Genomic DNA, 22,697 nt, shown 5'->3' with positions numbered 1-22,697 from the left:
CTGCCAGGAACCACCACGCGTGGCCTAACAATAGCCGAAGCCCGGTTCATGGTCCGTGTGCGGTTTTTGCAAAAAAAACTGGCTTCTTTCGTGCAAGAGACGAAGGTCATGGCGGCTACCGGACGGGTAATCACAATTTGTATGGAACATGAAGCGTGAGATCCCTTGCGTATGTCCATCTCTCTAGCGGAAGCTCCGATGGCTGTATGCAGCCGGCCGCCCCGTTCGGGGCAACACTGAGAGGCGAATGTCAGCTGCCGAAGCGCATCGGCCATATGAGCATCCATTTGCTCAGGTAGAGGAATGACGGGAACTGGCCGTACTGAGTTCGACGGCCCCAGCACGGCTTGCCCTCGTTGCCGCTCACCCGCATCCGTCTGCCGGTCCCCAGCCCCGAGCCCCGGCCAGCGACGGTGAACGGCGAACGCGACGAACGGCGAACGACGAACGACGAACGCTACCGCATCCCCAGCAGTTTTACGATTGGCGCTCCGGCCAGAACGTGACGGTCTGACCGTCGACATTACGAAGCGACGAGGTCCAGCACGCGCAGAACCTCTGTCCATCCCACTTCAACCAACACGTGTCCTGTCTTCCGGCCGAAGTGGCTGCCTGGGCCGGTTCGCCAGGCCAAGTCGGCGCGGTCGCCGCAACGGTATAAACGCGCAATGATCGCAGAGGCTCATCTGTAGCCCCGTATTCCCGCAACGTCGAGTCGAGTTCGATCAGATCGGCCGCACCCACACGCCTATGTCGGTCGAGACAAGCAGTAAAGCGAACACCAGCCGAGCCGATTTCCGACATATAGAAATGCTCCGCAGACGCGTGCCTCGTCACTTTCTATCAACTCATGTGCGCGGAGACCCTGAAAGTCCCTCAATGGGCCTCGAGCGGTCGGTTGCCCATGCTGTCCTAATGTTGATGTATCGCAAATGTACGTCCCATCAACCATAAAGTTTCAGGTGATTCCGCCGTAGACCATCTATGTGGCGTTCACTTAAATTTTTGACAAGTAAGTTGCGGACCTGGCCGAATCGGCCTGGGCGCAGCACGTGCGGCCGAGGTGTTTTTCTGGACATTCGGCTAGGCAGCCCAACGGAGACAAGCCCAAATGCTGAAAAATCTGTCGATTCGCACCTGCCTCACTGCGATGGTGATGTCCTTTTTCGTCGCGCTGCTAGTCGGCGCCGCCGCTGGGCTACTGTCGTTGCGCTCGAGCAACGCGTCGCTGCAGCAGATGTACACCGTTGACACGCCGGCAGTTGCCGACCTGGAAGGCAGCGCCGGACAACTGCTGCGACTGCGCCTGGCACTGGCGACATACGCGTCGCTGATCGACCTGAACGATCAGGACGGTGCGAACGCGGTGCTCAAGCGCTTTGATCTGTACCGGAAAGTATCCGACGAACGCCTTGCCCACTATATGAGCCGCGCGAGTTCTGATGCCGATGAGCAGCGTCTCATCAAGGACATGCAGGACAAGCGCGATACGTTCTTGCACGAAAGCGTCGAGCCGGCGTTGGCCGCGTTGAAGTCCGGCGACAGGACCGCATTTCAGCAATTGCAGGCGCACAAACTGCCATCGCTCTATAGCGCGTACGAAAAGGCGATGCTCGCGCTTGAACAATTGCAACTCGATCATGGCGCGCAGCGCTATCAGGATGCGCAGGATCTGTTCTACGCAATCTGTATTGCGGTTGCGATCGGCATGGTGGTGTCGCTGCTGGGTTCGTGGGTCGGACGTGCGGTGCTGGTGCGTGCGATTGTCGGTCCCGTCGACGCGACCATTTCACAGTTTCAGCGGATGGCTAACGGTGACCTGACGAGCCAGATCGTCGCGACCGGCAACAACGAAATGGGGCTGCTGGCCGCGGCATTGTCCAAGATGCAGGACTCGTTGATCGCCACGGTGAACACGGTGCGTCAGGGGACTGAATCCATCGATACGGGCGTAAGCGAGATTGCCGCGGGCAACGCCGACTTGTCGCAACGTACCGAGGAGCAAGCTGCATCGCTGGAGGAGACGGCGGCCAGCATCGAACAACTGACCTCGACGGTCAAGCAGACCGCTGACAACGCGAAGCAGGCGAGTTCGCTGGCGCAAGGTGCATCGAGCCTGGCCGCTCAGGGCGGCGACCTCACGGAACAGGTGGTGGGCACGATGCACGGCATCGTCGACGATTCGCGGCGAATTGCCGACATTGTCGGCGTGATCGAGGGGATCGCATTCCAGACCAATATTCTGGCGCTGAACGCGGCGGTTGAGGCGGCGCGCGCGGGCGAGCAGGGGCGTGGCTTTGCGGTGGTGGCGAGCGAGGTGCGGTCGTTGGCGCAGCGAAGTGCTGCGGCGGCCAAAGAGATCAAGGGGTTGATCGACGCATCGACTGCGCGGGTACAGGCGGGCTCGCAACTGGTCGAGCGATCGGGGTCGACGATGACCGAGATTGTCGACGCGATTGCTCGCGTGAGTTCGATTATGAGTGAGATTGCCGCTGCCGCGATTGAGCAGAGTACTGGGATCGATCAGGTCAATCTTGCTGTCGCACAGATGGATGAAGTGACGCAACAGAATGCCGCGCTTGTTGAGCAGGCTGCGGCGGCGGCTAGTTCGCTTGAGGAGCAGGCTCGGAGGTTGACTTCGGTGGTGGCTGTATTTCAGACGGGCAGTGGCGTTTCTTCTTTTGCCGGGCGGCGAGGTGGGGCTGTGGCTGCGCAGGGTAAGATTGAGTCTGGTGAAGTTATTGCGGTTTGAGGTTGTCTGTTTGCCCCAATGCCCCAGGCAAACAGACAACTCCGCCGGAAGGGCAACAACCAAACCCTTCATTGCATGGCGGCATAATACTTGGCCAAACTATCAATCTCGCCAGGCGTCATCTGCCTGGCCACATTCCGCATCTGTTCGTTGATGTCGTTACGCCGGGCTCCGGAAACAAACGCCCGCATCTGCGCAGCGAGATAAACCGACGACCGACCGGCGCGGCAATCGCCGTGCTGACATGCGTGCTTGCAGTTTGTTGACTGCGGGACTGTTCGCGTCGCTCCCTCTTGTGACGGCAGTAACCGGCATGCACCACGCGGCGATGACCTCGGTGTTCGCACTGGTGATCGCGCTGGGCGGTGTGTGCGCTTCCGCATAGCACGGCGTCGCCGTCACGGAGCTTGCGACGCTTGCGGGTACGAGCCGCGCCGGCACCGCGCTGGCGATGGGTAATACCTGCGTCTTCCTCACACTATTTCTGACGCCGCTGGCGATTCCGCCCTTGTTGTCGGTGGGCTCGTGGCCGATGGTGTGGGCAGTCGCGAGTGTGTGTGCGCTGACTGCATTGCCGGTGTTTCCGCGCGCGGCTCGTGTGGCAAGGGTGGATCGAACCGTCATGGCCTATCAGATTTTCTCCCGGATTCAGAACACTCCGATTTCCGCCATTTCGTAGCAGTGGTTTTATGACCGGGCCTGGCTCTCCGTCCGAAACTAGGGGCCGCCGAAGCATGTGCGGCGCGAGCTGCGCTATGCCTACACGCGTGCTGAAAACGCCTACGACAAACGGGAAAAATCATGGTGAACCTTCGAGTCGTTCTGGCGGACGATCATCCCTTTGTCCTGCTCGGCGTTCGTGCCGCGCTGGACATGTATCCCGGTGTCACGATCGTCGGTGAGGCCGCCACGCCAACTTCATTGATCAAACTTTTGCAGAGTACGCCATGCGATGTGCTCGTCACCGACCTCGCGATGCCCGAGGCATTCGGTGCAGTCGAAGACGGCCTGGGGCTTATCAGGCGAATCCGACATGGCTGGCCATCGCTGCGCATTGTGGTGATGACGACTCTGACGAATACCGCGATCTTGCGCTCCATCGTGTCAGACGGCGCAGTCAGCGCGCTAAGCAAAATCGAAGCAATGGATGAACTCTGGCAGGCGATTCAGGCGAGTGGCAACGGTGAGATCCACATCGGCCGCTCGATCGTCGAAGCGCTTGCTCAACCCCAACGCGAAGCATGCGACCTGCCGCCGATTCCGCGTTTGCCTCAACGACAGGCAGAAATCATAAGAATGTTCGTACGTGGTCAGTCGATCTCCGAAATTGCTGCAACGCTCGGATGCCATCGCCGCACAGTTAGCCGACAGAAGCGCGACGCGATGGCCAAACTTGGTGTCGTCAACGATCCCGGTCTCTTTGCTTATGTCCGGGCGCATGGGTTACATGAATGTTAGGTCGTATATCTAAGTAATTATCCGGTTGAGCAAAATCGATCAATTCGGAGCGATCTTATTCCTATTGGCAGAGGAATGTTCAATGATCGCGACATCGCCCGTTCATCCGAAGAGAGCGACGGGAATTCAGGATACGGGGGGAGAAAGGAAGATGAACGACAACGTTGACATAAGTACACCTATTCGTACCATCATTGCGGACGATCATCCACTTGTTCTGCTGGCGATCGAAAGTCTGATGGTGGGTTATCCGAACATGCAGATCGTCGGTCGCGCGGCAGACGCCACGGAGCTGTTCATGGAAGTCGACCGCATTCCGTGCGACCTCGTTCTGATGGACCTCTATATGCCGGGAGGCTTCTATGGCGGCGGGCTGGAATCTGTCAGGCAGTTCAAGGTGCGGTACCCCGGTGTCGCGCTCGTCGTACTTACCATGGAGACCAAAGCCGACGCGTTAAAAAAGGTCATCGCGCTCGGCGTGGACGGGCTGGTGAGCAAGCGAGACCGGATCGATCTGATTCACGTCGCAGTGGTCGCGGCTCTCGCGCGTGAATGCTATCTCGGGCCAGCGGTTCGATCGTTGATCGACGACTCGACGGTGGCGCAGCGGCGCGATTTTGTCCGGCAGATGTTGTCGCGCCGCGAACTGGAGGTGTTCACCCAATACGCCTCCGGACTCGGCGTAACGGAGATCGCTGCGCAGGTAGGGCGCAGCGTCAAGACGATCAGCGCGCAGAAATGTACTGCGATGCGCAAGCTCGGCCTCTACAGCGACGCGGAGTTGTCCCGCTTCGCCGTCGAATACGGCGTAGTGCCCGACGATGGCGGGCAAAACCGGCGCTGAGCCGGCAAGGCGTCGTGCCGCTCAGGCGGTGCGATGAACAAAAAATACGCTTGGTATAGCCCGGGGATGCACATCGTGTGCAGGGCGTGCCAGCTGATAAGACAACAACAAAATGACACAGAAGATCCGCGTCATCGTGGCCGACGATCATGCCTGCGTTCGCCTTGGCGTCATCCGTCTGCTGCAAGCCGTGCCGCACGTCGAAATAGTCGGCGAAGCGACCGATACCGAAACCCTGGCTGAGCTGCTCGACGCGCATGCGTGCGACGTCGTCGTGTCGGACATCGGCATGCCGGGCATTCATGGCGGCAATAACGCCGTGTCGTTCCTGCGCCGGCTGTTGCGGGTTCGGCCCTATCCCTGCGTCGTCGTACTGACGATGATCTGCCATGCGCACATGCTTTCGGGCCTGTTGCATATCGGTGTGGCCGGCATCGTCGACAAACGCGACACCACGACGGCGTTGATCGATGCGATCAATGCCGTCGTTGCCGGCGACATCTATCTGTCGGATCAGGCGCGCATCGCGATCTAAGCAGCCGAGACTCCGCCGCAACCTCGCATGGGCGTGCTGAGCGCGCGCGAATGGGAGGTCTTCCAGCTCTATGTGCAAGGCTTCGCGGTCTACGAGATCGCGGCGCGCCTGCAGCGCAGCGGCAAGACCATCAGCACGCAGAAGCGGAGTGCGATGCGCAAGCTCGGCCTTGAAACGGAAAACGATCTCATCGAATACGCGAGACAGATAGGGCTGACCTGACAGGCTTGTGAGAATAACTAACAGTTTCCGTCGATTGTTCTTATGAAATTAGGAGTCGTCTGATTGGTCGCGCGGTCTCGTTATTCCATAGTTCTGGGCTAACGGCGGCTCCTTGCGCGCTCATCCGACAACACGCTTCATTTCGTCATGCTGAGCGGCACCGAGCTTGTTAACCAATCTAAGCAGAAGGCTTGTGGTTCTAACGCGGCGCCGCCTGCCTTGTGGGTAAATAATCGGACTGGGAGGCGTGATGGCAGCGCTAGGCAAGGGGTTGTTGGTGGAGGGTGCCGGAACGGCTTGGCTAGTGTTCGTCGGCTGCGGCAGCATCGTATTGAACAATGGCGCCGTCCAGCAGAGTTACGGTGTGCTCGAGGTGTCGCTGGCGTTCGGTTTGGCGCTGGCCACGGCCAATTACATGTTCGGCGGTATCTCCGGTGCGCATTTCAACCCGGCTGTCACGGTCGGCTTCGCGATCGCGCAACGTTTCCCGATTCGGGATCTGTTGCCCTACCTTGCCGCCCAAATTCTCGGGTCGATTGCCGGTGCAGCCCTGCTGGCTTACGTGGCGAGCGGCCGACCAGGCTTCGAACTGGCCGCAAGCGAGTTTGGCGCGAATGGCTTCGGCGATCATTCTCCTTCGGACTATCAATTTCACTCGGCGCTTGCAATTGAGCTTGCGTTGTCGTTCGTTTTCGTCACTGTAAGTCTGATGGTGAGCGAGCGGCGAAGCTTGAAACCGATCGCGCCGCTCGTCGTCGGCGCATGTCTGATGCTCGTCTATATGGTGTCGATTCCGATCACCAATGGCTCGATCAATCCCGCTCGCTCAACCGGCCAGGCGTTGTTCGTCGGCGACTGGGCACTCGACCAGCTCTGGTTGTTCTGGGCCGCGCCTATGTCTGGCGGCGCCGCCGCAGGTGCCCTGTTCTCGTTTCTACGGGGCAAGTCGGCCGGCCGCCCCGCGGCGCTCTCCAGCGAGCACGGCGAGCCTGTGTGAGCGCCGCATTACAGCCATTTCCCGGAATCTCCCATGAAGCTCCAAGACGGTGTCGCCATGAGCTGGGCGCCGAGACGCGTATCGCGGTGGCTGATCGTCGTGTTCGCGTTTTTCGTCGCGCACATGTCCGCAGCGTTCGCTCAGCCGTTTGCCAGTTCATCTCATCCGCAGGTCGCGGGCGCTTTTCCTGCGAAATTGACCGTTGGCGTGCTGGCGAATGGCTGGCAGCCGTTCGACGCTCTCGAAGACGGCCAGCTGACGGGCTTGAGCGCCGACTACCTGCGCGCACTGGTGGGCCCGAACGTCGTTATCGAAGGCAAAGCGTTTCTGGACATGCCGCAACTGCTGGCCGCGGCCTGTGCCGGCAATGTCGATCTCGTGATGAGCCTCGCCCGGACGCCCGAGCGCGAACGCTGCTTCAGTTTCACGGCACCGTATCTTCGTGCAACAACTTCGGTGGCGGTCAGGCGGGACCGTGAAGCATATGCAGGGCCCGCTCAGCTGACCGGTGCACACCTCGCCATAGAGAAAGGTTTTGCGCTCGAAAGATCGCTGCGCGAGCGCTTTCCGCGCGCGCGGATCGAAACTTTCGCTACTACCCATGCGGCGCTGTCGGCGGTCGCGCATGGCGACGCCGACGCCTATCTCGGTTTTACCCCGGCCGTCCGGTACGCGTTGGCGACAGAGGCGTTTCGCAGCCTGCACGTCGCGTTCGAGGAAAGCGGCAAAATCTCCGGCCTGCGCTTTGCGGTGCCGCGCAATCGCGCCGCGCTGCGCGACCAGCTCGACCGGGCGCTCACGTCGATGAATCCGGCCGACGGTGCGGCGATCCGCGTGCGCTGGCTATCCGGCAGATTCGACGCGCAAGCGGCCTCCGCTGCGCGGCGCCTTGTGCTGACATCGCAGGAACAGGCCTGGCTGCGTTCGCTGCCGCCGTTGCAGGTGGGGTTCGACAACGGCTGGCCGCCTTTTAGCTATGTGGACGAATCCGGTCATCCTGCCGGCATCGCGGCCGAGTATCTGGATTACCTGAGCCGCACGTTGGGCATCGTGTTCAATCGCGCCCGCTCCGCCGACTGGCCCGCGACCATCGAAGCCTTCCAGCGCGGCGAACTGGCTATCCTCACATCCTACAGCCATGATCCGCGTCTGAAGAACGCGCAACACACGCGCGCATACGAAAGCTATCCGCTCGTGATCGTCGGACGTGAAGGTGAGCCGGCCGCACAGGCACTCAACGATTTCGCCTCGCGCCGCATCGTGGTCTCGCCGCATATCGCCGGTTCGATTTCGCTCGCGATCGAGAATATTCCGGCAACCCATGTGGTCGTCGCGCCCAGTCTCGACGAAGCGTTAAGGATGGTCGCGAACGGCCAGGCAGACGTGGTGGTCGGCAACGTGGCTGCCGTCGATGTTCTGCTCAAGCAGCGTTACGCCGGCGTCCTCAAGATCCTCGGAACGGTCAGCGAATCCGACGCGCTCGGCTTTGCCGTTCGCCCCGATCTCGGTCCGCTCGCCGGGTTGATCGACCGTGCCTTGCTAGCGATGCCGCCCGCCGAAAAGCAGCGCATCCGGCAGAAGTGGGTGACCGGCGGCACGGGTGCGCAGGGAACCTGGAGCGTCACTGCAGTGCGCCTGCTGCCATTGCTGATCGCCATCGGCGTCGTGCTGCTGGTCACGCTGCGGGCTTATCTGCTGCTGCAACGCGAAGTGCGGCTGCGCAAGCAGACCGAACGCGAACTCGCGTCACAGCTGAACTTTCAGGAAACCATGATGGAGATGGTCCCGTATCCGCTTGTCGCCAAAGATCTGGATGGCCGTTACATCGCGATCAACCGGGCGTATGAGGAGGCGAGCGGCTTGCACCGCGAAGCGGTCATCGGGCGCACCGCTTTGGATGTCCACGCATGGGGCGATACAAACAGCCGCGTCGTGGATGACATGACGCGCAACTTGCAGACAAGCAGCGAGTCGGCGAAGGTGGAGCTTCAGTTCGAAGGCTGCGCCGGCGACTCGCGGCATGGCTTGTTCTGGACCCGGATCTGTCACGGCGCTGACGGTAAGGCGAGTTGCGTGCTCGGAACCATGGTCGACATTACCGATATCCGGCGCACCGAAATGCTCGCGCGCGAAACCGAGCGCCGTTTGTTCGATGTGACGCGCTCATTGCCGGCGGTCGTGTTTCAACTACGGCGCACAGCGGACGGTGTGTACTCATTCCCGTATATCGGCGGCGATACGCAGCATCTGCTGGGCGGCGGCGAGATCGATTTCCGACGCGTGTGCGCGGAAGACCGGCCTTTCTTGCTGGCTGAACTGGAACGATCGGCTCGCTGCGAAACACCGGTCCATGTTGAGTTTCGCTTCGACGGCGAACATGACCTCAAGTGGGGGCGCGCGGAGTTGGTGCCGCGCCGCGAGAATGATGGCAGCGTCGTGTGGAGCGGCTACTGGGTGGACGCGAGTCTGGAGCACGCGCGCTCGGAAGAGCTGGCGCGAGCGCGCGATGTGGCCGAAGCGGCGTCGCGGGCCAAAGATGATTTTTTCGCCATGATGAGTCACGAAATCCGCACGCCGATGAACGGTGTGCTCGGCCTCGTCGAAGTGTTGGAGCGCACGCCGCTCAATGCGGATCAGGGAGGAATGCTCAGCATGATTCACGAGTCGGCTGGCGCGCTGCTGCAGATTCTGGACGATCTGCTCGACTATTCGAAAATCGAAGCAGGGCAGCTGACGATCGAAGCCGAGCCCATCGACATGCGCGAACTGGTCGACAATGCGGTTGGTCTGCTGGCGGGCCGGGCTCATGAGAAGGGCCTGAAAGTGCGCGTGGATATTGCACCTGAGGTCGCCGCCAGGCTGCGAGGCGACAGCGTGCGATTGCGGCAGATCCTGTTCAACCTGCTGGGCAACGCCATCAAGTTCACCCTGGAGGGCGAGGTCGATGTGCGTGTCGCGGTCGCCGGGCAGAGCGGCGGCGCTCAGACGCTCGAAATGACCGTCGAGGACACCGGTATCGGCGTCGCACCGGAGGTGCAGGCGCAGCTGTTCGAGCCGTTCGTGCAGGCGGAGTCGTCGACCACCCGCCGCTTCGGCGGCACGGGTCTGGGCCTGACGATCTGCCGCAAGCTGACCGATCTGATGAACGGCGCACTCGAGCTGCACAGCGAGCCCGGTGTCGGCACCCGCATAACGGTGCGCCTCACCATGCCTGTCGAGTCGCCGCATTACTCGGTGAACGGCTTGCGCGGCAAGCGCGGCGTGGTGGCAACGGGCGACACGCGAGTGGCGCAGGCGCTCATGCATTTCGGCGAGGCGCTTGGACTCGAGTTGCGCCTGGTATCGCCCGATGCGGCGGAACTGGCCAAGCCTGACATGCTAGCGAACGTAGACCTGATCTTTGTGGGTGAAGATGTGGCGTTGCCATTGCCAGCAAGGGTGCCGGCGAGTTTGCGGCTCATCTGCCTCACCGGGAAACCGAAGCCGACCGGCTATCGAGTCCTCGACGACAACGTGCGAGTCAGCGTCAATCCCATTTCGTGGCGCGGTCTCGGTGCGGCGTGCGCCGCCGCGATGACCGGCTTGCCGTCGGCGGCGCCCCGTGCAGCGGGCCTGCCGCGCACGGAGGAGGGCGGCACCGTGCCACCGGACCGCGAGCGCGCGATCGCCAGTGGCCGGCTGATCCTGGTGGCGGAGGATCATCCGGTCAATCAGGAGCTGATTCGTCATCAACTGGCTCTGCTCGGCTTTGCCTGCGACGTAGCGAACGACGGTGCCGAAGCGCTGGCGGCGCTCGAACAAACCCGCTACGGTTTCCTGATCACGGACTGTCACATGCCGAACCTGTCCGGCTACGAACTGGCGCGACGCATCCGGAAGCGGGAGCAGGGCGGCGCGTATCACCTGCCGATCCTTGGGATTACGGCGAACACCGCGCCCGAGGACCTGAATCTATGCCGCGACGCCGGTATGGACGACTGCCTCGTCAAGCCGACCCGGCTCGCTACGCTGGGTGACTACCTGAGCCGCTGGTTCGGCAGCGACAGCGCGTGGCAAGCCTCGCCTGCTGAAACCGTCAGTACGCCGCCGATCGCCGCACCGGACGCGCGCGGCGGTGCCGAGCCGTTCGTCCCGGTCGATCTGAGTCACATGACGCAACTGTGGAGCAGCGAATCGACCGTCAAGGCCTTGCTCGACTCATTTGTTTCGTCGATGCGTGAAGATTTCCTGGCGCTGGAGCCGCTCCTCGAGCGCATTGACGTCGAGCGTCTGCGCGAGTGGCATCACCGGGTGGCTGGGGCGGTGAGCGTGCTGCAATATTCGCCACTGCTCAGCGCATTGGAAGACTATCGCCGGGACATCACCATCAAGACGCCGGAACGCGTGCGCAGCGACGGACTGCTGCTGGTGCGTAAATGCAATGCGATGCTGGATGGAATCGAGGAGCAAGCCGCGTTGCTCGCATGATGTGTCGTTGTGCGGCGATCCGGTCGTACGGTCCGCGGCCGGTGGCCTCGGCGCCGGCAGACGAGGCAGCAAAGTGAGGGGCAGAGCAGGAGGGCAAAAAAAACGCGGCCGAAGCCGCGTTGAAGATTTGGAGACATCCCTCGATGAAGGAGTCACTTCTCGCAAGTCGAAGCATAACCGGGCTCACGCAAAAGATTCATTACGAAATGCGCAATTAACTGTTTGGGAAATATCGATGAAAAGCGTCGACAGCGCGTTGTTTCGAACGTAGTCAACGGTGAATTCGACAAACAAACGTGTCTTCAGACTGACTACGCGCTGTCGCGTCGCACCGATCTGTACGCAGAAGGCGTGGCGCATATCGGCGCGAACACGTTCGAAGGATTTGCACTAGTATGTGGTGGCTCCGCGCGTGACCGGGTGTTCGGTGCGGCGGTGCATCAAGTCCGGAGAAGACGATGATTGCACTTCGAAAAATGAATCTCGCTGTGGTGTTGTGGGCGTTGGCGTCGGGTATCGCCTTCGCGGATACGGTGGCGTTGAAGGCGGACCTCGAGCCGTCGAGCGAAGTGCCGCCGCGTGTGAGTCACGGGCACGGCATGTTGAACGCCACGTTCGATACGTCGAGCAAAACCCTGCAATGGACGATCACCTATGAAGGGCTGAGCGGTCCGGCAACCGCCGCGCATTTCCACGGTCCGGCGCCGGTGGGGCAGAACGCCAAAGTCCAGGTGCCGATCGAGAAGGGCGCGCTCGCGAGTCCGATCAAAGGATCGGCGGCGCTTACCGAACAGCAGGTGACGGACCTGATGGCGGGGCAGTGGTACTTCAACGTCCATACGGGACAGAACCCGATGGGCGAGATTCGTGGGCAGGTTTTGCCGGCGAACTAGGGCGCTGGGCACACCACTTTCGGTGGAACAGGCGGTTTTCAAGATTAGAAGCCGCCGTCCACTGACGTTTTGGCGAATGCACGTACCATGACGGGACACTATCGAAGGAGCATGTCCCGATGAGCTGGCAAAGTGCGCTCGCGTGCTGGTATCTGCGCAGGCAGTTTTTACCGCAAACTCTCAAGCCGCGCATCAATGTTGAGAAAGCGCGCGCGCTAACGGCCAGGCGTGTCTGGTCGCCACGTGTGCCCGCCGGCTGGAATCTGCGCGAAATGTACGGGCCGGGCGATCAACCGTTGCGCGGCGAGTGGATCGAACGCATCGATGGCTCGTCCAACGTCGGGAACCAGCCGACGGTGCTGTATTTCCACGGCGGCGGCTATTACTTCTGTTCGCCGCGTACGCATCGCTCGATTGTGTTCGGTCTGGCGACACGTGCCAATGCGCCGGTCTTTTCGCTCGACTACCGGCTCGCGCCCGAGCATCGCTTCCCGGCGGCGCTCGATGATGCGACCGCTGCCTATCGCCAGTTGATCGTCACCGGCACGCCGCCCGAGTCGATCGTGATCTCCGGCGATTCAGCGGGCGGCGGTCTCGCGCTAGCCACGCTCGTCGCCTTGCGCGATGCGGGCGATCCTCTACCGGCAGGTGGCCTGCTGTTCTCGCCGTGGACCGATCTGGCCGCTGCCGGCGCCACTATCGGCTCCAATGACGGTCTCGATCCGATGTTCAGCGGCCGCGCGATCGCCCTCGCGGCGCAGGTCTATCTCGGCGGCGCCGCCGCCACGCATCCGTACGCGTCGCCGGTCTACGCCGACCTGCACGGCCTGCCGCCGCTCTACATGATGGCGGGCAGCACCGAGGTGCTGCTGGACGACTCGCAGCGCGTCGCCGACAACGCGCGCGCCGCTGGCGTGGTCTGCGAGTTCGAAGTGTGGAACAAGATGCCGCATGTGTGGCCGGTGTTCGCACCGTTTATCCCGGAAGCGAACCGCGCGCTCGACCGCGCCGCGGCTTTCGTGCTGCGCGTAACCAGTGAAGCGAACGGGCACAACGCCGCTCTTCAACCGTCGAGCGCGATGTCGATCGTCTGATAGGCGGCCTCGACCGTTTCCTGCCCGTATTGACGCTCCAGCCGCCGTACGGTGAAGTGGCCGTGCGCGACCTGCTGGAAGTGGTCGATGAACACCGTGTTGACCATCGCGCCGAGCACCGCGCCGATTGCCGGAATCGATTTGGCGGCGATCTGCTCGCTCACTTGCACCGAGAAGCGCGTGGCAATCGTGTTGAGCAGGCGCAGCAACGCAGCGGAGCCGTGCCCGGTGAAGCCCTTCGTCGCGATTTCGGATGAAGCTTTCGAGACCGCCTGCGCCAGCGCGCCGCGCATGATGAAGTAGCCGAAGTCGGCGTCGTCGTCGGCTTTCGATGTGCCGCCCATGCCCAGCACCGTCAGGCACTGCAGCTGCGTGTCGATCGACGACAGATCCTCGCCCTCGCTGCGCGCGATGTCGCAGATCGAGCGGAACATCAGCGTGGTCGTCACCGGCAACTCGACTGGCAGCGCGAACAGTCCAAATGCGCCGCCGGCCGCGCCGGTGGTCGCCACGGCGAATTTATGCAGCAGGTTGCTCGGCTTGTCGGGCACGCTCAGCGGCGCTGCGCCGTTCTGCCGTCCAAGCGTGCGCAGCGCGATCGACAGGCACTTGCGCAACGCCAGTTCCGTTGCATCCGTGATCTTTTCGTTGGCGAAAGCCGGCATCCGCGACATCAGCTTCTCCAACGGCGAACCGACGATGCTGGCCAGTTTCATCGTCAGAGCGGGACTTTCCAGCTGGTGTTTCGCGCGCCGCAGCGCGATCAGATCTTCATTCGATAAAGCTTGTGCAGCGAGCGAACTCGGCTCCATGTGCCTCCCTGGCGTCATGTGTTTTCCGTTCTTGAGTCGATTTGAATCGATTTGGCGGCGCGCTGAACCTCGCCGACGTCCCAGTTTGGAACGTCACGCCGTGGTATGATTCCGCATTGATTGACGAGTCAACTGTTGCACTATCAAAAATGGCTGTTCATACCGCTGTTCACCACTCGAGTGGGCAAGTTTTACCCTTCCGTGAATCGTTGCTGGCGATGCTCGGCATTTCCTTCGTCACGATGCTGGTCGCGCTCGACCAGACCGTGGTGGGGACCGCTTTGCCTACCATCGTGTCGGAGCTGAAAGGTTTCGAACTGTACGCGTGGGTCGCTACGTCGTACTTGCTCACCTCGGTGATCACTGTGCCGATCTTCGGCCGGCTCGGCGATTATTACGGGCGCAAACCGTTCGTGATCGCGTCGATTATCGTCTTCACCGCGGCGTCGGTGTTATGCGGCGCCGCCAACAACATGCTGTTTCTCGTGCTCGCGCGCGGTCTGCAGGGCATCGGCGGCGGCATGCTGGTCGGCACCGCGTTCGCCAGCATTCCCGATCTCTTTCCCGATTCTGTCGTGCGTCTGCGCTGGCAGGTACTGATGAGCTCGGCGTTCGGCATTGCGAATGCGGTGGGTCCGTCGCTTGGCGGTTTTCTCACGCAGTACTACGGCTGGCGCTCGGTGTTCTACGTGAATCTGCCGGTCGGCTTGCTGTCGCTGTTTTTCGTCTGGCGCTTTCTGCCACATCTGCGGCACGTCGAGCACGAAGGCAAGATGCGGCTCGATTGGCCCGGCGCGTTGCTGATTGCGGTGTCGCTCGGCTCGTTGCAATTGTTCGTCGAGTTGGTGCCGAAGCATGGCGTCACCTTCGGCGCGTTCGCGTTACTGGCGTTAAGCGTCGCGTCGGCGTTCGCGCTGTGGCAGTGGGAAAAGCGCTGTCCGACCGCGATTCTGCCGGTCGACATGTTCCGCAACCGCAGTCTCGCCGCGCTGTTCACGCTGGCGGTGCTCGGCGGCTTCACGATGTTCTCGCTGCTGTTCTACGCGCCGTTACTGTTCCAGGGCGGCTTCGGCATGTCGCCGAAAGAAGCGGGGCTCGTCATTACGCCGCTCGTCGTGTTCATCACGGTCGGCAGTATTGCGAACGGGCGGATCGTCTCGCGCGTGCGTAATCCGAATCTGATGCTGTACGTCGGCTTCGCGCTAGTGGCGCTTTCGTGCCTCGGCGTGGTTATCGCCACGCGTTCGATGCCGCAATGGATGCTGATGTCGTTCATGGTTCTCGGCGGCCTTGGTCTCGGTTTCGTGATGCCGAACCTGACGATCTTCGCGCAGCAGACGGCCGGCCGCGAGCACCTCGGCATCGCTACGGCGCTGCTGCAGTCGCTGCGGATGATCGGCGGGATGATCGGCACGGCGCTCACCGGCACGCTGGTCACCCACATGTACGCGAGCGGCGTGCGCAGCGCGCTGGAAAACGATCACGCGACTCAGTGGTTCGCCGATCTGGGCGACCCGCAAATCCTGATCAATCGCGATGCGCAAACCACCTTGCTCGGTCAGTTGACGCATGCCGGCCACAACGGCGCGATGCTGCTGGAAACCGCGCGCGAGGCGCTGGTCGCGGCGATTCATCTGGGTCTGGCGCTGGCGGCGATCATCGCTGTGGTGTCGGTGTGGCAAAGCCGCCGCGTGCCGCCGATCAAGCTCCAGCGCAAGCTCGAGCCGGTGATTCACGCGGACTGAATTTTTCGACTTACCGTTTTACTGACACATCATGGAAGAACAGGACCGCGTCGCAGTCGTGCAGCAATTCGGCCGCACTTATCGGGCGTTCATGTCGGCATTCGAGGCGCACGTCGGCCATCCGTTGCCGCGCTGGCGCATTTTGCTGGCGCTGCGCGAGCAGGCCGGCGAGTCGTCGCAGAAGCGGCTGGTCGAGCGCTTGCGTGTCGATCCGGGCGCGCTCACGCGGCAATTGAAAACGCTGGAAGGGCTCGGCTGGATCGCCCGCAGCATGGATACACGCGATAACCGCGTGACTAATGTGCGTTTGACCGAAGCGGGGCTGTCGGCGACCGAAGCCAGCATGCCGCGTCGTAATGCATTTCTGCACGACACGATGGCCGGGTTGCCGGACGACGCGCTGGCGGCGCTGTCGGGCGCGTTGAAGATGCTGGAAATGCGGATCGGCGAAGTGGCGGCCACGGCCAGCGCTGGCAGCGCCGCCGCTACGCAAGCGCCCGAAGCGGTGGGCGTCGACCCCGAGCGCCAGGTCTAAGCGAGTACGCCGCCGGGACGAGCGGCGCGCGACCTTGCGTTGAGCGCGCCGTTTTCAACATCGTCAGAAGAACGTTTCTATCACCTCGGTGACGCGATACGACGGATCGACCACCAGCACCTGACGCCACTTATCGAATGTCAGACAGGGGTGGGAGATGTCGAACGCGATCATGTCGCCGACCTTCAGATCGGCGCCGGCGGGAATCCGCATATACGCGTGCTGATCCATCAAGCCGAAAATCTCCCAGCCTTCGTTGGCCGCGACATCGCGCGGCGCCTCGGTGCCCGGACGATAGTGGCGCGCCGGTTCCGGCATGCCCGCGTCGAACGCGGAATCGCGCTTGCCCAGACCGATGATCGCGCGATCCGGTTCGGGAATCGACTGCACATACGCCCACAGTTGCAACGCCGGCAGCAAGCCTTCGCCCATTTTCTTCGCGACCGGATTGCGCGCGAAGATGTCCGTCTGCGCTTTGCGGTAGATGCCGACGTCGTGTGTCAGATAGCAGCCGGGGCGCAGTACGACTTCGACCTTGCCGGTTTCCGACGCCTTCACGAATTCCTCCGCGACCACGTCATACCAGGCCGAGCCCGCGCCCGACAGAACGGCCGGCGTACGGGCAAAACGCCCTTCGTCGACGAGCGTGCGCGTGACGGTAACAGCGCTCTGCAGAAACGCGCGCACTTCGGGTTCTTCTTTCAGCACGCCTTCATACAACTCGACGCCCGCCAGCTTCAACACGTTCGGATAGCGCGCGATCGCTTCGAGCACCGCGTTGCGCTGTGCTTCATCACGTACGCCGGTGCGGCCGCCCGGCACGCCGAGTTCGAGCAGCACCTGTAGCGATTTGCGCACGGACGTGAAGAACTTGCCCAACTGCTCGACGCCTTCAACCGAATCGACGAGGCAAAAGAACTCGAAATCGGGATCGCTCAGCAACTCGGCGACCATCATCATGTTGTGGCGGCCGACCAGCTGGTTGGCCATCAACACTCGCGAAACGCCGCCGTGATACGCCGCGCGCACCTGATGCGCGGTGGCGAGCGTGATACCCCATGCGCCGGTTTCGAGCTGACGGCGAAATAGCTGCGGCGACATGGTCGTTTTGCCGTGCGGCGCGAGCTTGACGCCGTACTCGGCGACGAACGCCTGCATCCATTTCAAGTTGTGTTCTACACGGTCCGCGTACAGCACTGCGGCGGGCAGACTCACGTCTTCGTTCAGCAGATTCCATTCGAGGCGCGCGGCATCCGTCAGTTGGATGCTGGTGCCCGGAACCATGCCCAAGCCCTTGCTATAAGGATCAATCGTTGCGCCCTGATAGTTTGTAACTTTCATGTCTCCCTGCTCCATCGTCCGGTTAAATTGAATCAAAGTTGACTTTACTATGTTACCGAAAGTACGATGGTTGAAGAAATGTTATTTAGTACCACGGTTTGCGCGGCCACGCTCACGAGCGGTTGCGCGGCCATCCCACCGTCTGCAATGAACTCTACCGCCGAACCGCTGGCTTTCGACATCGTCGCGCGCATTGCCGAATGCGCGCCGGAACTGCGTTCGGCCGAGCGTAAGGTCGCCGCGCTGATTCTCGACGATCTGACCGGCGCGTCGCGCGCCAGCATCGGTGCGCTCGCGCAGCAAGCCGAGGTGAGCGTGGCGACCGTGACGCGCTTTGCCAAGGCCGTGGGTTGCCGAGACGTGCGGGAGCTGAAACTGCGGCTCGCCCAAGCAGCCGCGGTCGGCCAGCGCTTTCTGCAAGCGGGCGGTCCCACGGACGTCCCCGAACCGATCGCCACCCGCGTGTTCGACGAAGTGCAGACCGCGCTTACCCATAACCATCAATTGCTGCGCCAGGCGCCGCTCGCCGAAGCGGCCGCCGCATTACGCGCCACGCGGATGATCTACGTGTTCGGCATGGGCGGCGGCTCGACCGCGCTCGCCGATGAGATGCGTTTCCGACTGGTACGTCTTGGCCGGCCCGTTGCGACCTATCAGGACGGCCTGTTGCAACGCATGGTGGCGAGCACGGTATCGCGCGAGTGCGTCGTGATCGCGCTGTCGACAACCGGCCGTGTGCCGGAGATGGTCGAGAACTGCCGGATCGCGCGCAGCTACGGCGCGACCGTGATTGCGCTGACTGCACCGGCTTCACCGCTCGCAAAACTGGCCGATTGGGTGATTCCGATCGTCGCTTTTGAGACCGATTTCATTTACAAGCCGTCGTCGTCGCGCTACGCGATGATGATGGCGCTCGATGTACTCGTCACCGAACTTGCCGTCAGTCAGGGTGACGAGAGCCGGGAATTGCTGCGCCGCATGAAGCACGCGCTCGACGCGCACCGCGGCGGCGGCGATCGACAACCGTTAGGAGACTGATCCATGCATTCGCATCCCGAAGCCGCCGATACGCTGATCGTCGGCGCGCAACTATATGACGGCACGGGCGCACCGCCGGTCGAACGCGACGTCGCGATCCGCGACGGCCGCATCGCGGCGATCGGCAATCTGTCGAACTGGCTCGCCGAAGAGGTGATCGAGGCCAATGGCCGCGCGCTGGCGCCGGGTTTCATCGACGTTCATACGCATGACGACACGCACGTGATCCGTTCGCCGCAAATGTTGCCGAAGATCACCCAGGGCGTGACGACGGTGATCGTCGGCAACTGCGGGATCAGTGCGTCGCCGGTCGCGTTGAAGGGCGAACCGCCCGATCCGATGAACCTGCTCGGCGAGCGCGACGCGTTCCAGTATCCGACCTTTGCTGAATACGTAAAAGCGGTCAATGCCGCGCGGCCTGCGGTGAATGTCAGCGCGCTGATCGGGCATACGGCATTGCGCAGTAACCAGATGGACCGGCTGGATCGCGCGGCGACGCCGCAGGAAATCGAAGGCATGCGCGCGCAACTCGAAGAGGCTCTGTCGAATGGCGCGTTGGGTCTGAGTTCGGGGCTCGCATACGGTTCCGCGTTTTCCGCGCCGACCGAAGAAGTGATGGCGCTGGCCGAGCCGCTCGCTGCCGCTGGCGCGCTGTACACGACGCACATGCGCACCGAGTTCGACGCTATTCTCGACGCCATGGACGAAGCGTATCGGGTCGGCCGTCATGCCCATGTGCCGGTGGTGATATCGCATCTGAAGTGCGCGGGGCCGTCGAATTGGGGGCGTAGCGAGGAGGTGCTGAAGTCGCTGGAGGGCGCGCGGCGCATGCAGCCGATTGGTTGCGACTGCTATCCGTATAACCGCAGTTCGTCGACGCTCGATCTGAAGCAGGTCACGGGCGACATCGACATCACGATTACGTGGTCGGAGCCGCATCCCGAGATGGCGGGCAAGCTGGTGAAGGAGATTGCCGCCGAGTGGGGCGTCACGCAGCAGGAGGCGGGCAAGCGCTTGCAGCCGGCGGGCGCGGTGTATCACAACATGTCCGAAGACGACGTGCAGCGGATTCTGTCGCATCCCGCGACGATGGTCGGGTCCGATGGGTTGCCGAACGATCCGTTGCCGCATCCGCGGTTATGGGGCGCATTTCCGCGCGTGCTGGGGCATTACGTGCGCGATGCCGGTTTGTTGCCGCTGGAAGAGGCGGTGCGCAAGATGACCAGTTTGTCGGCGCGGCGGTTTGGTTTGGCCCAGCGTGGCGAGGTGCATGTCGGCTATCACGCGGATCTGGTGTTGTTCGATCCGGAGAGGGTTCGCGATGCCGCGACGTTTGATAAGCCGCAGCAAGCGGCTGACGGGATCGATGCGGTGTGGGTGAATGGCGTGTTGTCTTATCGCGATGGAGTCGTGACCGGCGAGCGTGCGGGGCATTTTGTGGCGCGTGGCGCGGCGTCGAAGGGCGATGCGCACGGCGCATTTTGATTTTTGGTTTTTCTGGTTTCCGATTGATACGGCATGCGGTAGTTGTGTTGCTCGCGCATGCTGAAATTTTTAAGGAGTTTGATGATGAAGCGATATGGTGTTGAAGGCGGGAAGGGGACCGGTGGTCAGCATATGCCCTTTGCTCGGGCTGTCGAAGCGGATGGCTGGTTGTTCGTTTCCGGACAGACGCCGATGGAAAATGGCGAGGTCATCAATGGCGGGATCGTCGAGCAATCGCACAAGGCGATTCAGAATGTTTTCGCTATTCTGAAAGAAGCCGGGTATGGGGCGGAGCATGTCGTCCGATGTGGGGTGTGGCTCGACGATCCACGCGATTTTGCTTCTTTTAATAAGGTTTTTCGCGAGTACTTTGGGGAGAATCCGCCGGCGAGAGCTTGTGTGGTCTCTTCTATGGTGATTGATTGTCGGGTCGAGGTTGACTGCGTCGCTTATAAGAAACCTGCGGTTTGAGGTTTTCTTTGTTCGCCGTGGGCGGTGATTAGGGTTTTTGTTTGCCTTCGCGGCACACAGACATAAGCGCCGCGAAGGCAAACAAAACTCCCAATCACCGCCTGCGGCAAACAAACAAAGACTACTGCCGAGCCAACCGCATATTGTCTGGCATAGGCAAATTAAAATTCGTCCGGAACGGATTAATATCAAGCCCACCACGCCGCGTGTAGCGGGCATAAACAGCCAACTTAACCGGCCGGCAGGCCTTGAGGACATCGATAAAAATCCGCTCGACACACTGCTCATGAAACCCGGTGTGATTCCGATAGGAGATGATGTACCTCAGCAAGCCCGCATGATCAATCTGCGGTCCCACGTAACGAATCTGCACGCTACCCCAGTCAGGCTGCCCGGTCACGGGACAATTCGACTTCAATAAATTAGAAACCAGCGTCTCCTCAACCGGCGCCTCATCGAGCGCCGCCTTCAGCAATGAAGCGTCAGGCTGATAAACATCGGTATCCAGATCGAGCCGGTCCAGCGACAGCCCTTCAAACTCTTCCATCTGCAACTTGCCGAACTCATGCGGCGCAGCCAGATGAACAGAAACAGAAGCGCCGCAAGAAGCCGAAACATCGCGTTTGATCGTCTCCCGCACCACGTCCATCGACTCGAAAGCCGTCTGCGCGAACGACCCCAGATACAGCTTGAACGACTTCGACTCGACAATATTCGGCGACTCAGCTGGCACATAAAAAGTAGCCACAGCAATTTGCGGCTTGCCGCGCACATTCAGCCAGGAAAGCTCGTAAGCATTCCAGATGTCCGTGCCGAAAAAAGGCAACTGCGCGCCGATGCCGATCGCCTCTCGCGCATTGCTGCGCGCGATCGGAAAGAGCAGCGAAGCGTCGTATTGTTCGGTGTAAGCAGAAGGCTTACCCAGCGGTGATTGTTCGGGTGTCATGATGCGTTCACAATGCCACTCGGCACGTGCCCCGTCGCCGTTACGACGCGGGCCGATTCGCAGTGGCCAATTTGGTCGTCGAAGAAAAAGTCCGGCTCGAACTCGCGCAGAAATGCGCTCTTGTCGAGGCCGCCGAGGAACATCGCTTCGTCGATTTCGATGTTCCACGCCATCAATGTGCGGATCGCGCGTTCATGCGCGGGCGCGGAACGCGCCGTCACCAATGCCGTACGGATGTGCATCGGCGCGGCTTCGTCCGCGAGTTTCTGCAGCCGGTGCAGCGCTTCGAGCAGCGGCTTCAAAGGCCCATCCGCCAGCGGCAAATCCTTGTTGTGAATCTCATGGCCGACGAACGCTCGCAGGCCATCCTGCTGAAACACGCGCTCGGCTTCGTCGGAAAACAACACGGCGTCGCCGTCGAATGCGATCCGGATTTCGTCCGGATACTTGCTCGCCATTTTCGCCGATTCGGGCAACACGCGCGCAGCCGGAAAACCGGCGGCCAGCGCGTCGCGCACATCGTCCTGATTCGCCGACAAAAACAGCGACGCGTTCAGCGGCTTCAGGTAGCCAAACGGCGCCCGCCCACGCGTAAAGACGCCTCGCTCGATCGCTAACCCATGCTCGCGGCACGAATGGAATGCGCGCAGTCCGCTGATCGGATCGCTGCGCGACAGGATCACCACTTCGACGCGATGGCCGCCGGCGTTCAACGCCAGCAGCTTGCGGATCAGCGCAAACGCGACGCCCGGTTTCGCAGGAACGGTGAGCCGGTCGCGCTGCAACGCTTCATACGCGCGCAGGTCGCCGTCTTCGTACACGCGGTTCTCTTCCTCGAAGTCGAACAGCGCGCGCGACGAGATTGCTACTACCAGTTTGTCGGCAAGCGAAAGAGCCATCTGCGCGTCTCAGTCCAAAAAATCAGGCGAGGAACAAGCGATACACCGGGTTGCTTGTCTCTTCCCAGTACGGGTAACCGAGCGTGGCAAGAAAGCGCCCGAACTCGCCGTTTTCGCTTTCCGGCACCTGAATGCCGACCAGAATCGAGCTGTAGTCCGCGCC

General features: G+C 61.6%; 17 protein-coding genes and 4 pseudogenes. 15 read left to right on the top strand and 6 right to left on the bottom strand.

What is annotated here, in order from left to right:
• Positions 1-462 precede the first annotated feature (462 nt).
• A pseudogene (locus tag SB772_RS38445) lies at positions 463-672 on the top strand (hypothetical protein); the annotation flags it as partial.
• A 439-nt stretch (positions 673-1,111) separates the two neighbouring features.
• Positions 1,112-2,752: a methyl-accepting chemotaxis protein gene (locus SB772_RS38440; protein ID WP_410838298.1), complete on the top strand. Its 1,641-nt coding sequence runs from the start codon at positions 1,112-1,114 to the stop codon at positions 2,750-2,752.
• Between the two features lie 68 nt (positions 2,753-2,820).
• Here the strand turns inward: SB772_RS38440 and SB772_RS38435 are convergent.
• Positions 2,821-2,973: pseudogene (locus SB772_RS38435) on the bottom strand (c-type cytochrome); the annotation flags it as partial.
• Here SB772_RS38435 and SB772_RS38430 point away from each other — a divergent pair.
• The 8 genes and pseudogenes from SB772_RS38430 to SB772_RS38395 form a co-directional block, all read left to right on the top strand.
• A pseudogene (locus SB772_RS38430) lies at positions 2,967-3,431 on the top strand (hypothetical protein); the annotation flags it as partial. The pseudogenes SB772_RS38435 and SB772_RS38430 overlap by 7 nt on opposite strands.
• Before the next feature lie 122 nt (positions 3,432-3,553).
• Positions 3,554-4,210: a response regulator gene (locus SB772_RS38425; protein WP_410838297.1), complete on the top strand. Its 657-nt coding sequence runs from the start codon at positions 3,554-3,556 to the stop codon at positions 4,208-4,210.
• Positions 4,211-4,361: 151 nt separating this feature from the next.
• Positions 4,362-5,054: a response regulator gene (locus tag SB772_RS38420; RefSeq protein ID WP_410838302.1), complete on the top strand. Its 693-nt coding sequence runs from the start codon at positions 4,362-4,364 to the stop codon at positions 5,052-5,054.
• Between the two features lie 112 nt (positions 5,055-5,166).
• Positions 5,167-5,811, top strand: a pseudogene (locus tag SB772_RS38415) (response regulator).
• 250 nt (positions 5,812-6,061) lie between these two features.
• A complete protein-coding gene (gene aqpZ, locus SB772_RS38410; RefSeq protein ID WP_410838296.1) occupies positions 6,062-6,808 on the top strand; it encodes an aquaporin Z in 747 nt (248 codons plus the stop codon).
• A 123-nt stretch (positions 6,809-6,931) separates the two neighbouring features.
• Positions 6,932-11,275 carry an ATP-binding protein gene (locus SB772_RS38405; RefSeq protein ID WP_410838301.1) on the top strand — a complete coding sequence of 1,448 codons (4,344 nt, stop codon included), beginning with the start codon at positions 6,932-6,934 and terminating at the stop codon, positions 11,273-11,275.
• A 458-nt stretch (positions 11,276-11,733) separates the two neighbouring features.
• Positions 11,734-12,168, top strand: a complete 435-nt coding sequence (locus tag SB772_RS38400; protein ID WP_410838295.1) for a CHRD domain-containing protein — start codon at positions 11,734-11,736, stop codon at positions 12,166-12,168.
• A gap of 119 nt (positions 12,169-12,287) precedes the next feature.
• Positions 12,288-13,262 (top strand): alpha/beta hydrolase, encoded by a 975-nt coding sequence (locus SB772_RS38395; protein ID WP_410838294.1) that lies wholly within the window; start codon positions 12,288-12,290, stop codon positions 13,260-13,262.
• Here the strand turns inward: SB772_RS38395 and SB772_RS38390 are convergent.
• On the bottom strand, positions 13,232-14,074 hold the full coding sequence (locus SB772_RS38390) for an EcsC family protein (RefSeq protein WP_410838293.1): 843 nt from the start codon (positions 14,072-14,074) through the stop codon (positions 13,232-13,234). The genes SB772_RS38395 and SB772_RS38390 overlap by 31 nt on opposite strands.
• A 149-nt stretch (positions 14,075-14,223) precedes the next feature.
• Between SB772_RS38390 and SB772_RS38385 the strand changes: the two genes are divergently transcribed.
• Positions 14,224-15,819: an MDR family MFS transporter gene (locus SB772_RS38385; protein WP_410838292.1), complete on the top strand. Its 1,596-nt coding sequence runs from the start codon at positions 14,224-14,226 to the stop codon at positions 15,817-15,819.
• 31 nt (positions 15,820-15,850) lie between these two features.
• A complete protein-coding gene (locus SB772_RS38380; RefSeq protein ID WP_410838291.1) occupies positions 15,851-16,354 on the top strand; it encodes a MarR family winged helix-turn-helix transcriptional regulator in 504 nt (167 codons plus the stop codon).
• Positions 16,355-16,417: 63 nt separating this feature from the next.
• On the opposite strand, the gene SB772_RS38375 is transcribed toward SB772_RS38380, so the two are convergent.
• The gene (locus tag SB772_RS38375) at positions 16,418-17,695 is read right to left on the bottom strand and encodes an amino acid deaminase (RefSeq protein ID WP_410838290.1); all 1,278 of its coding nucleotides are present in this window, start codon (positions 17,693-17,695) and stop codon (positions 16,418-16,420) included.
• Positions 17,696-17,842: 147 nt separating this feature from the next.
• Here SB772_RS38375 and SB772_RS38370 point away from each other — a divergent pair, with 147 nt between their 5' ends.
• From SB772_RS38370 to SB772_RS38360, 3 genes are all read left to right on the top strand, one after another.
• Positions 17,843-18,733, top strand: a complete 891-nt coding sequence (locus tag SB772_RS38370; protein ID WP_410838289.1) for a MurR/RpiR family transcriptional regulator — start codon at positions 17,843-17,845, stop codon at positions 18,731-18,733.
• A gap of 3 nt (positions 18,734-18,736) precedes the next feature.
• Positions 18,737-20,218 carry an N-acyl-D-amino-acid deacylase family protein gene (locus tag SB772_RS38365; protein ID WP_410838288.1) on the top strand — a complete coding sequence of 494 codons (1,482 nt, stop codon included), beginning with the start codon at positions 18,737-18,739 and terminating at the stop codon, positions 20,216-20,218.
• Between the two features lie 84 nt (positions 20,219-20,302).
• Complete coding sequence (locus tag SB772_RS38360; protein WP_410838300.1) at positions 20,303-20,689, top strand: RidA family protein; 387 nt, start codon at positions 20,303-20,305, stop codon at positions 20,687-20,689.
• A gap of 121 nt (positions 20,690-20,810) precedes the next feature.
• Here SB772_RS38360 and queF read toward each other — a convergent pair whose 3' ends face one another.
• The 3 genes from queF to SB772_RS38345 form a co-directional block, all read right to left on the bottom strand.
• Entirely contained in the window at positions 20,811-21,635 is an 825-nt protein-coding gene (gene queF, locus SB772_RS38355; protein ID WP_410838287.1) for an NADPH-dependent 7-cyano-7-deazaguanine reductase QueF, read from the bottom strand.
• Positions 21,632-22,534 (bottom strand): 5'-nucleotidase, encoded by a 903-nt coding sequence (locus SB772_RS38350; protein WP_410838286.1) that lies wholly within the window; start codon positions 22,532-22,534, stop codon positions 21,632-21,634. The genes queF and SB772_RS38350 overlap by 4 nt, the downstream gene beginning before the upstream one ends.
• A gap of 22 nt (positions 22,535-22,556) precedes the next feature.
• A partial coding sequence (locus SB772_RS38345; RefSeq protein WP_410838299.1) for a hypothetical protein occupies positions 22,557-22,697 on the bottom strand: 141 nt, incomplete at its 5' end.

The organism is Paraburkholderia sp. SIMBA_030, from assembly GCF_046535245.1.
Lineage (GTDB): Bacteria > Pseudomonadota > Gammaproteobacteria > Burkholderiales > Burkholderiaceae > Paraburkholderia.
This window is presented reverse-complemented; position numbering and strand designations above follow the sequence as displayed.

Coding starts and splice junctions, on each gene's coding strand:
- SB772_RS38440 (WP_410838298.1), top strand. CDS start 1,112: ATGCTGAAAAATCTGTCGATTCGCACCTGCCTCACTGCGATGGTGATG.
- SB772_RS38425 (WP_410838297.1), top strand. CDS start 3,554: ATGGTGAACCTTCGAGTCGTTCTGGCGGACGATCATCCCTTTGTCCTG.
- SB772_RS38420 (WP_410838302.1), top strand. CDS start 4,362: ATGAACGACAACGTTGACATAAGTACACCTATTCGTACCATCATTGCG.
- aqpZ (WP_410838296.1), top strand. CDS start 6,062: ATGGCAGCGCTAGGCAAGGGGTTGTTGGTGGAGGGTGCCGGAACGGCT.
- SB772_RS38405 (WP_410838301.1), top strand. CDS start 6,932: ATGTCCGCAGCGTTCGCTCAGCCGTTTGCCAGTTCATCTCATCCGCAG.
- SB772_RS38400 (WP_410838295.1), top strand. CDS start 11,734: ATGATTGCACTTCGAAAAATGAATCTCGCTGTGGTGTTGTGGGCGTTG.
- SB772_RS38395 (WP_410838294.1), top strand. CDS start 12,288: ATGAGCTGGCAAAGTGCGCTCGCGTGCTGGTATCTGCGCAGGCAGTTT.
- SB772_RS38390 (WP_410838293.1), bottom strand. CDS start 14,074: ATGGAGCCGAGTTCGCTCGCTGCACAAGCTTTATCGAATGAAGATCTG.
- SB772_RS38385 (WP_410838292.1), top strand. CDS start 14,224: ATGGCTGTTCATACCGCTGTTCACCACTCGAGTGGGCAAGTTTTACCC.
- SB772_RS38380 (WP_410838291.1), top strand. CDS start 15,851: ATGGAAGAACAGGACCGCGTCGCAGTCGTGCAGCAATTCGGCCGCACT.
- SB772_RS38375 (WP_410838290.1), bottom strand. CDS start 17,695: ATGAAAGTTACAAACTATCAGGGCGCAACGATTGATCCTTATAGCAAG.
- SB772_RS38370 (WP_410838289.1), top strand. CDS start 17,843: ATGAACTCTACCGCCGAACCGCTGGCTTTCGACATCGTCGCGCGCATT.
- SB772_RS38365 (WP_410838288.1), top strand. CDS start 18,737: ATGCATTCGCATCCCGAAGCCGCCGATACGCTGATCGTCGGCGCGCAA.
- SB772_RS38360 (WP_410838300.1), top strand. CDS start 20,303: ATGAAGCGATATGGTGTTGAAGGCGGGAAGGGGACCGGTGGTCAGCAT.
- queF (WP_410838287.1), bottom strand. CDS start 21,635: ATGACACCCGAACAATCACCGCTGGGTAAGCCTTCTGCTTACACCGAA.
- SB772_RS38350 (WP_410838286.1), bottom strand. CDS start 22,534: ATGGCTCTTTCGCTTGCCGACAAACTGGTAGTAGCAATCTCGTCGCGC.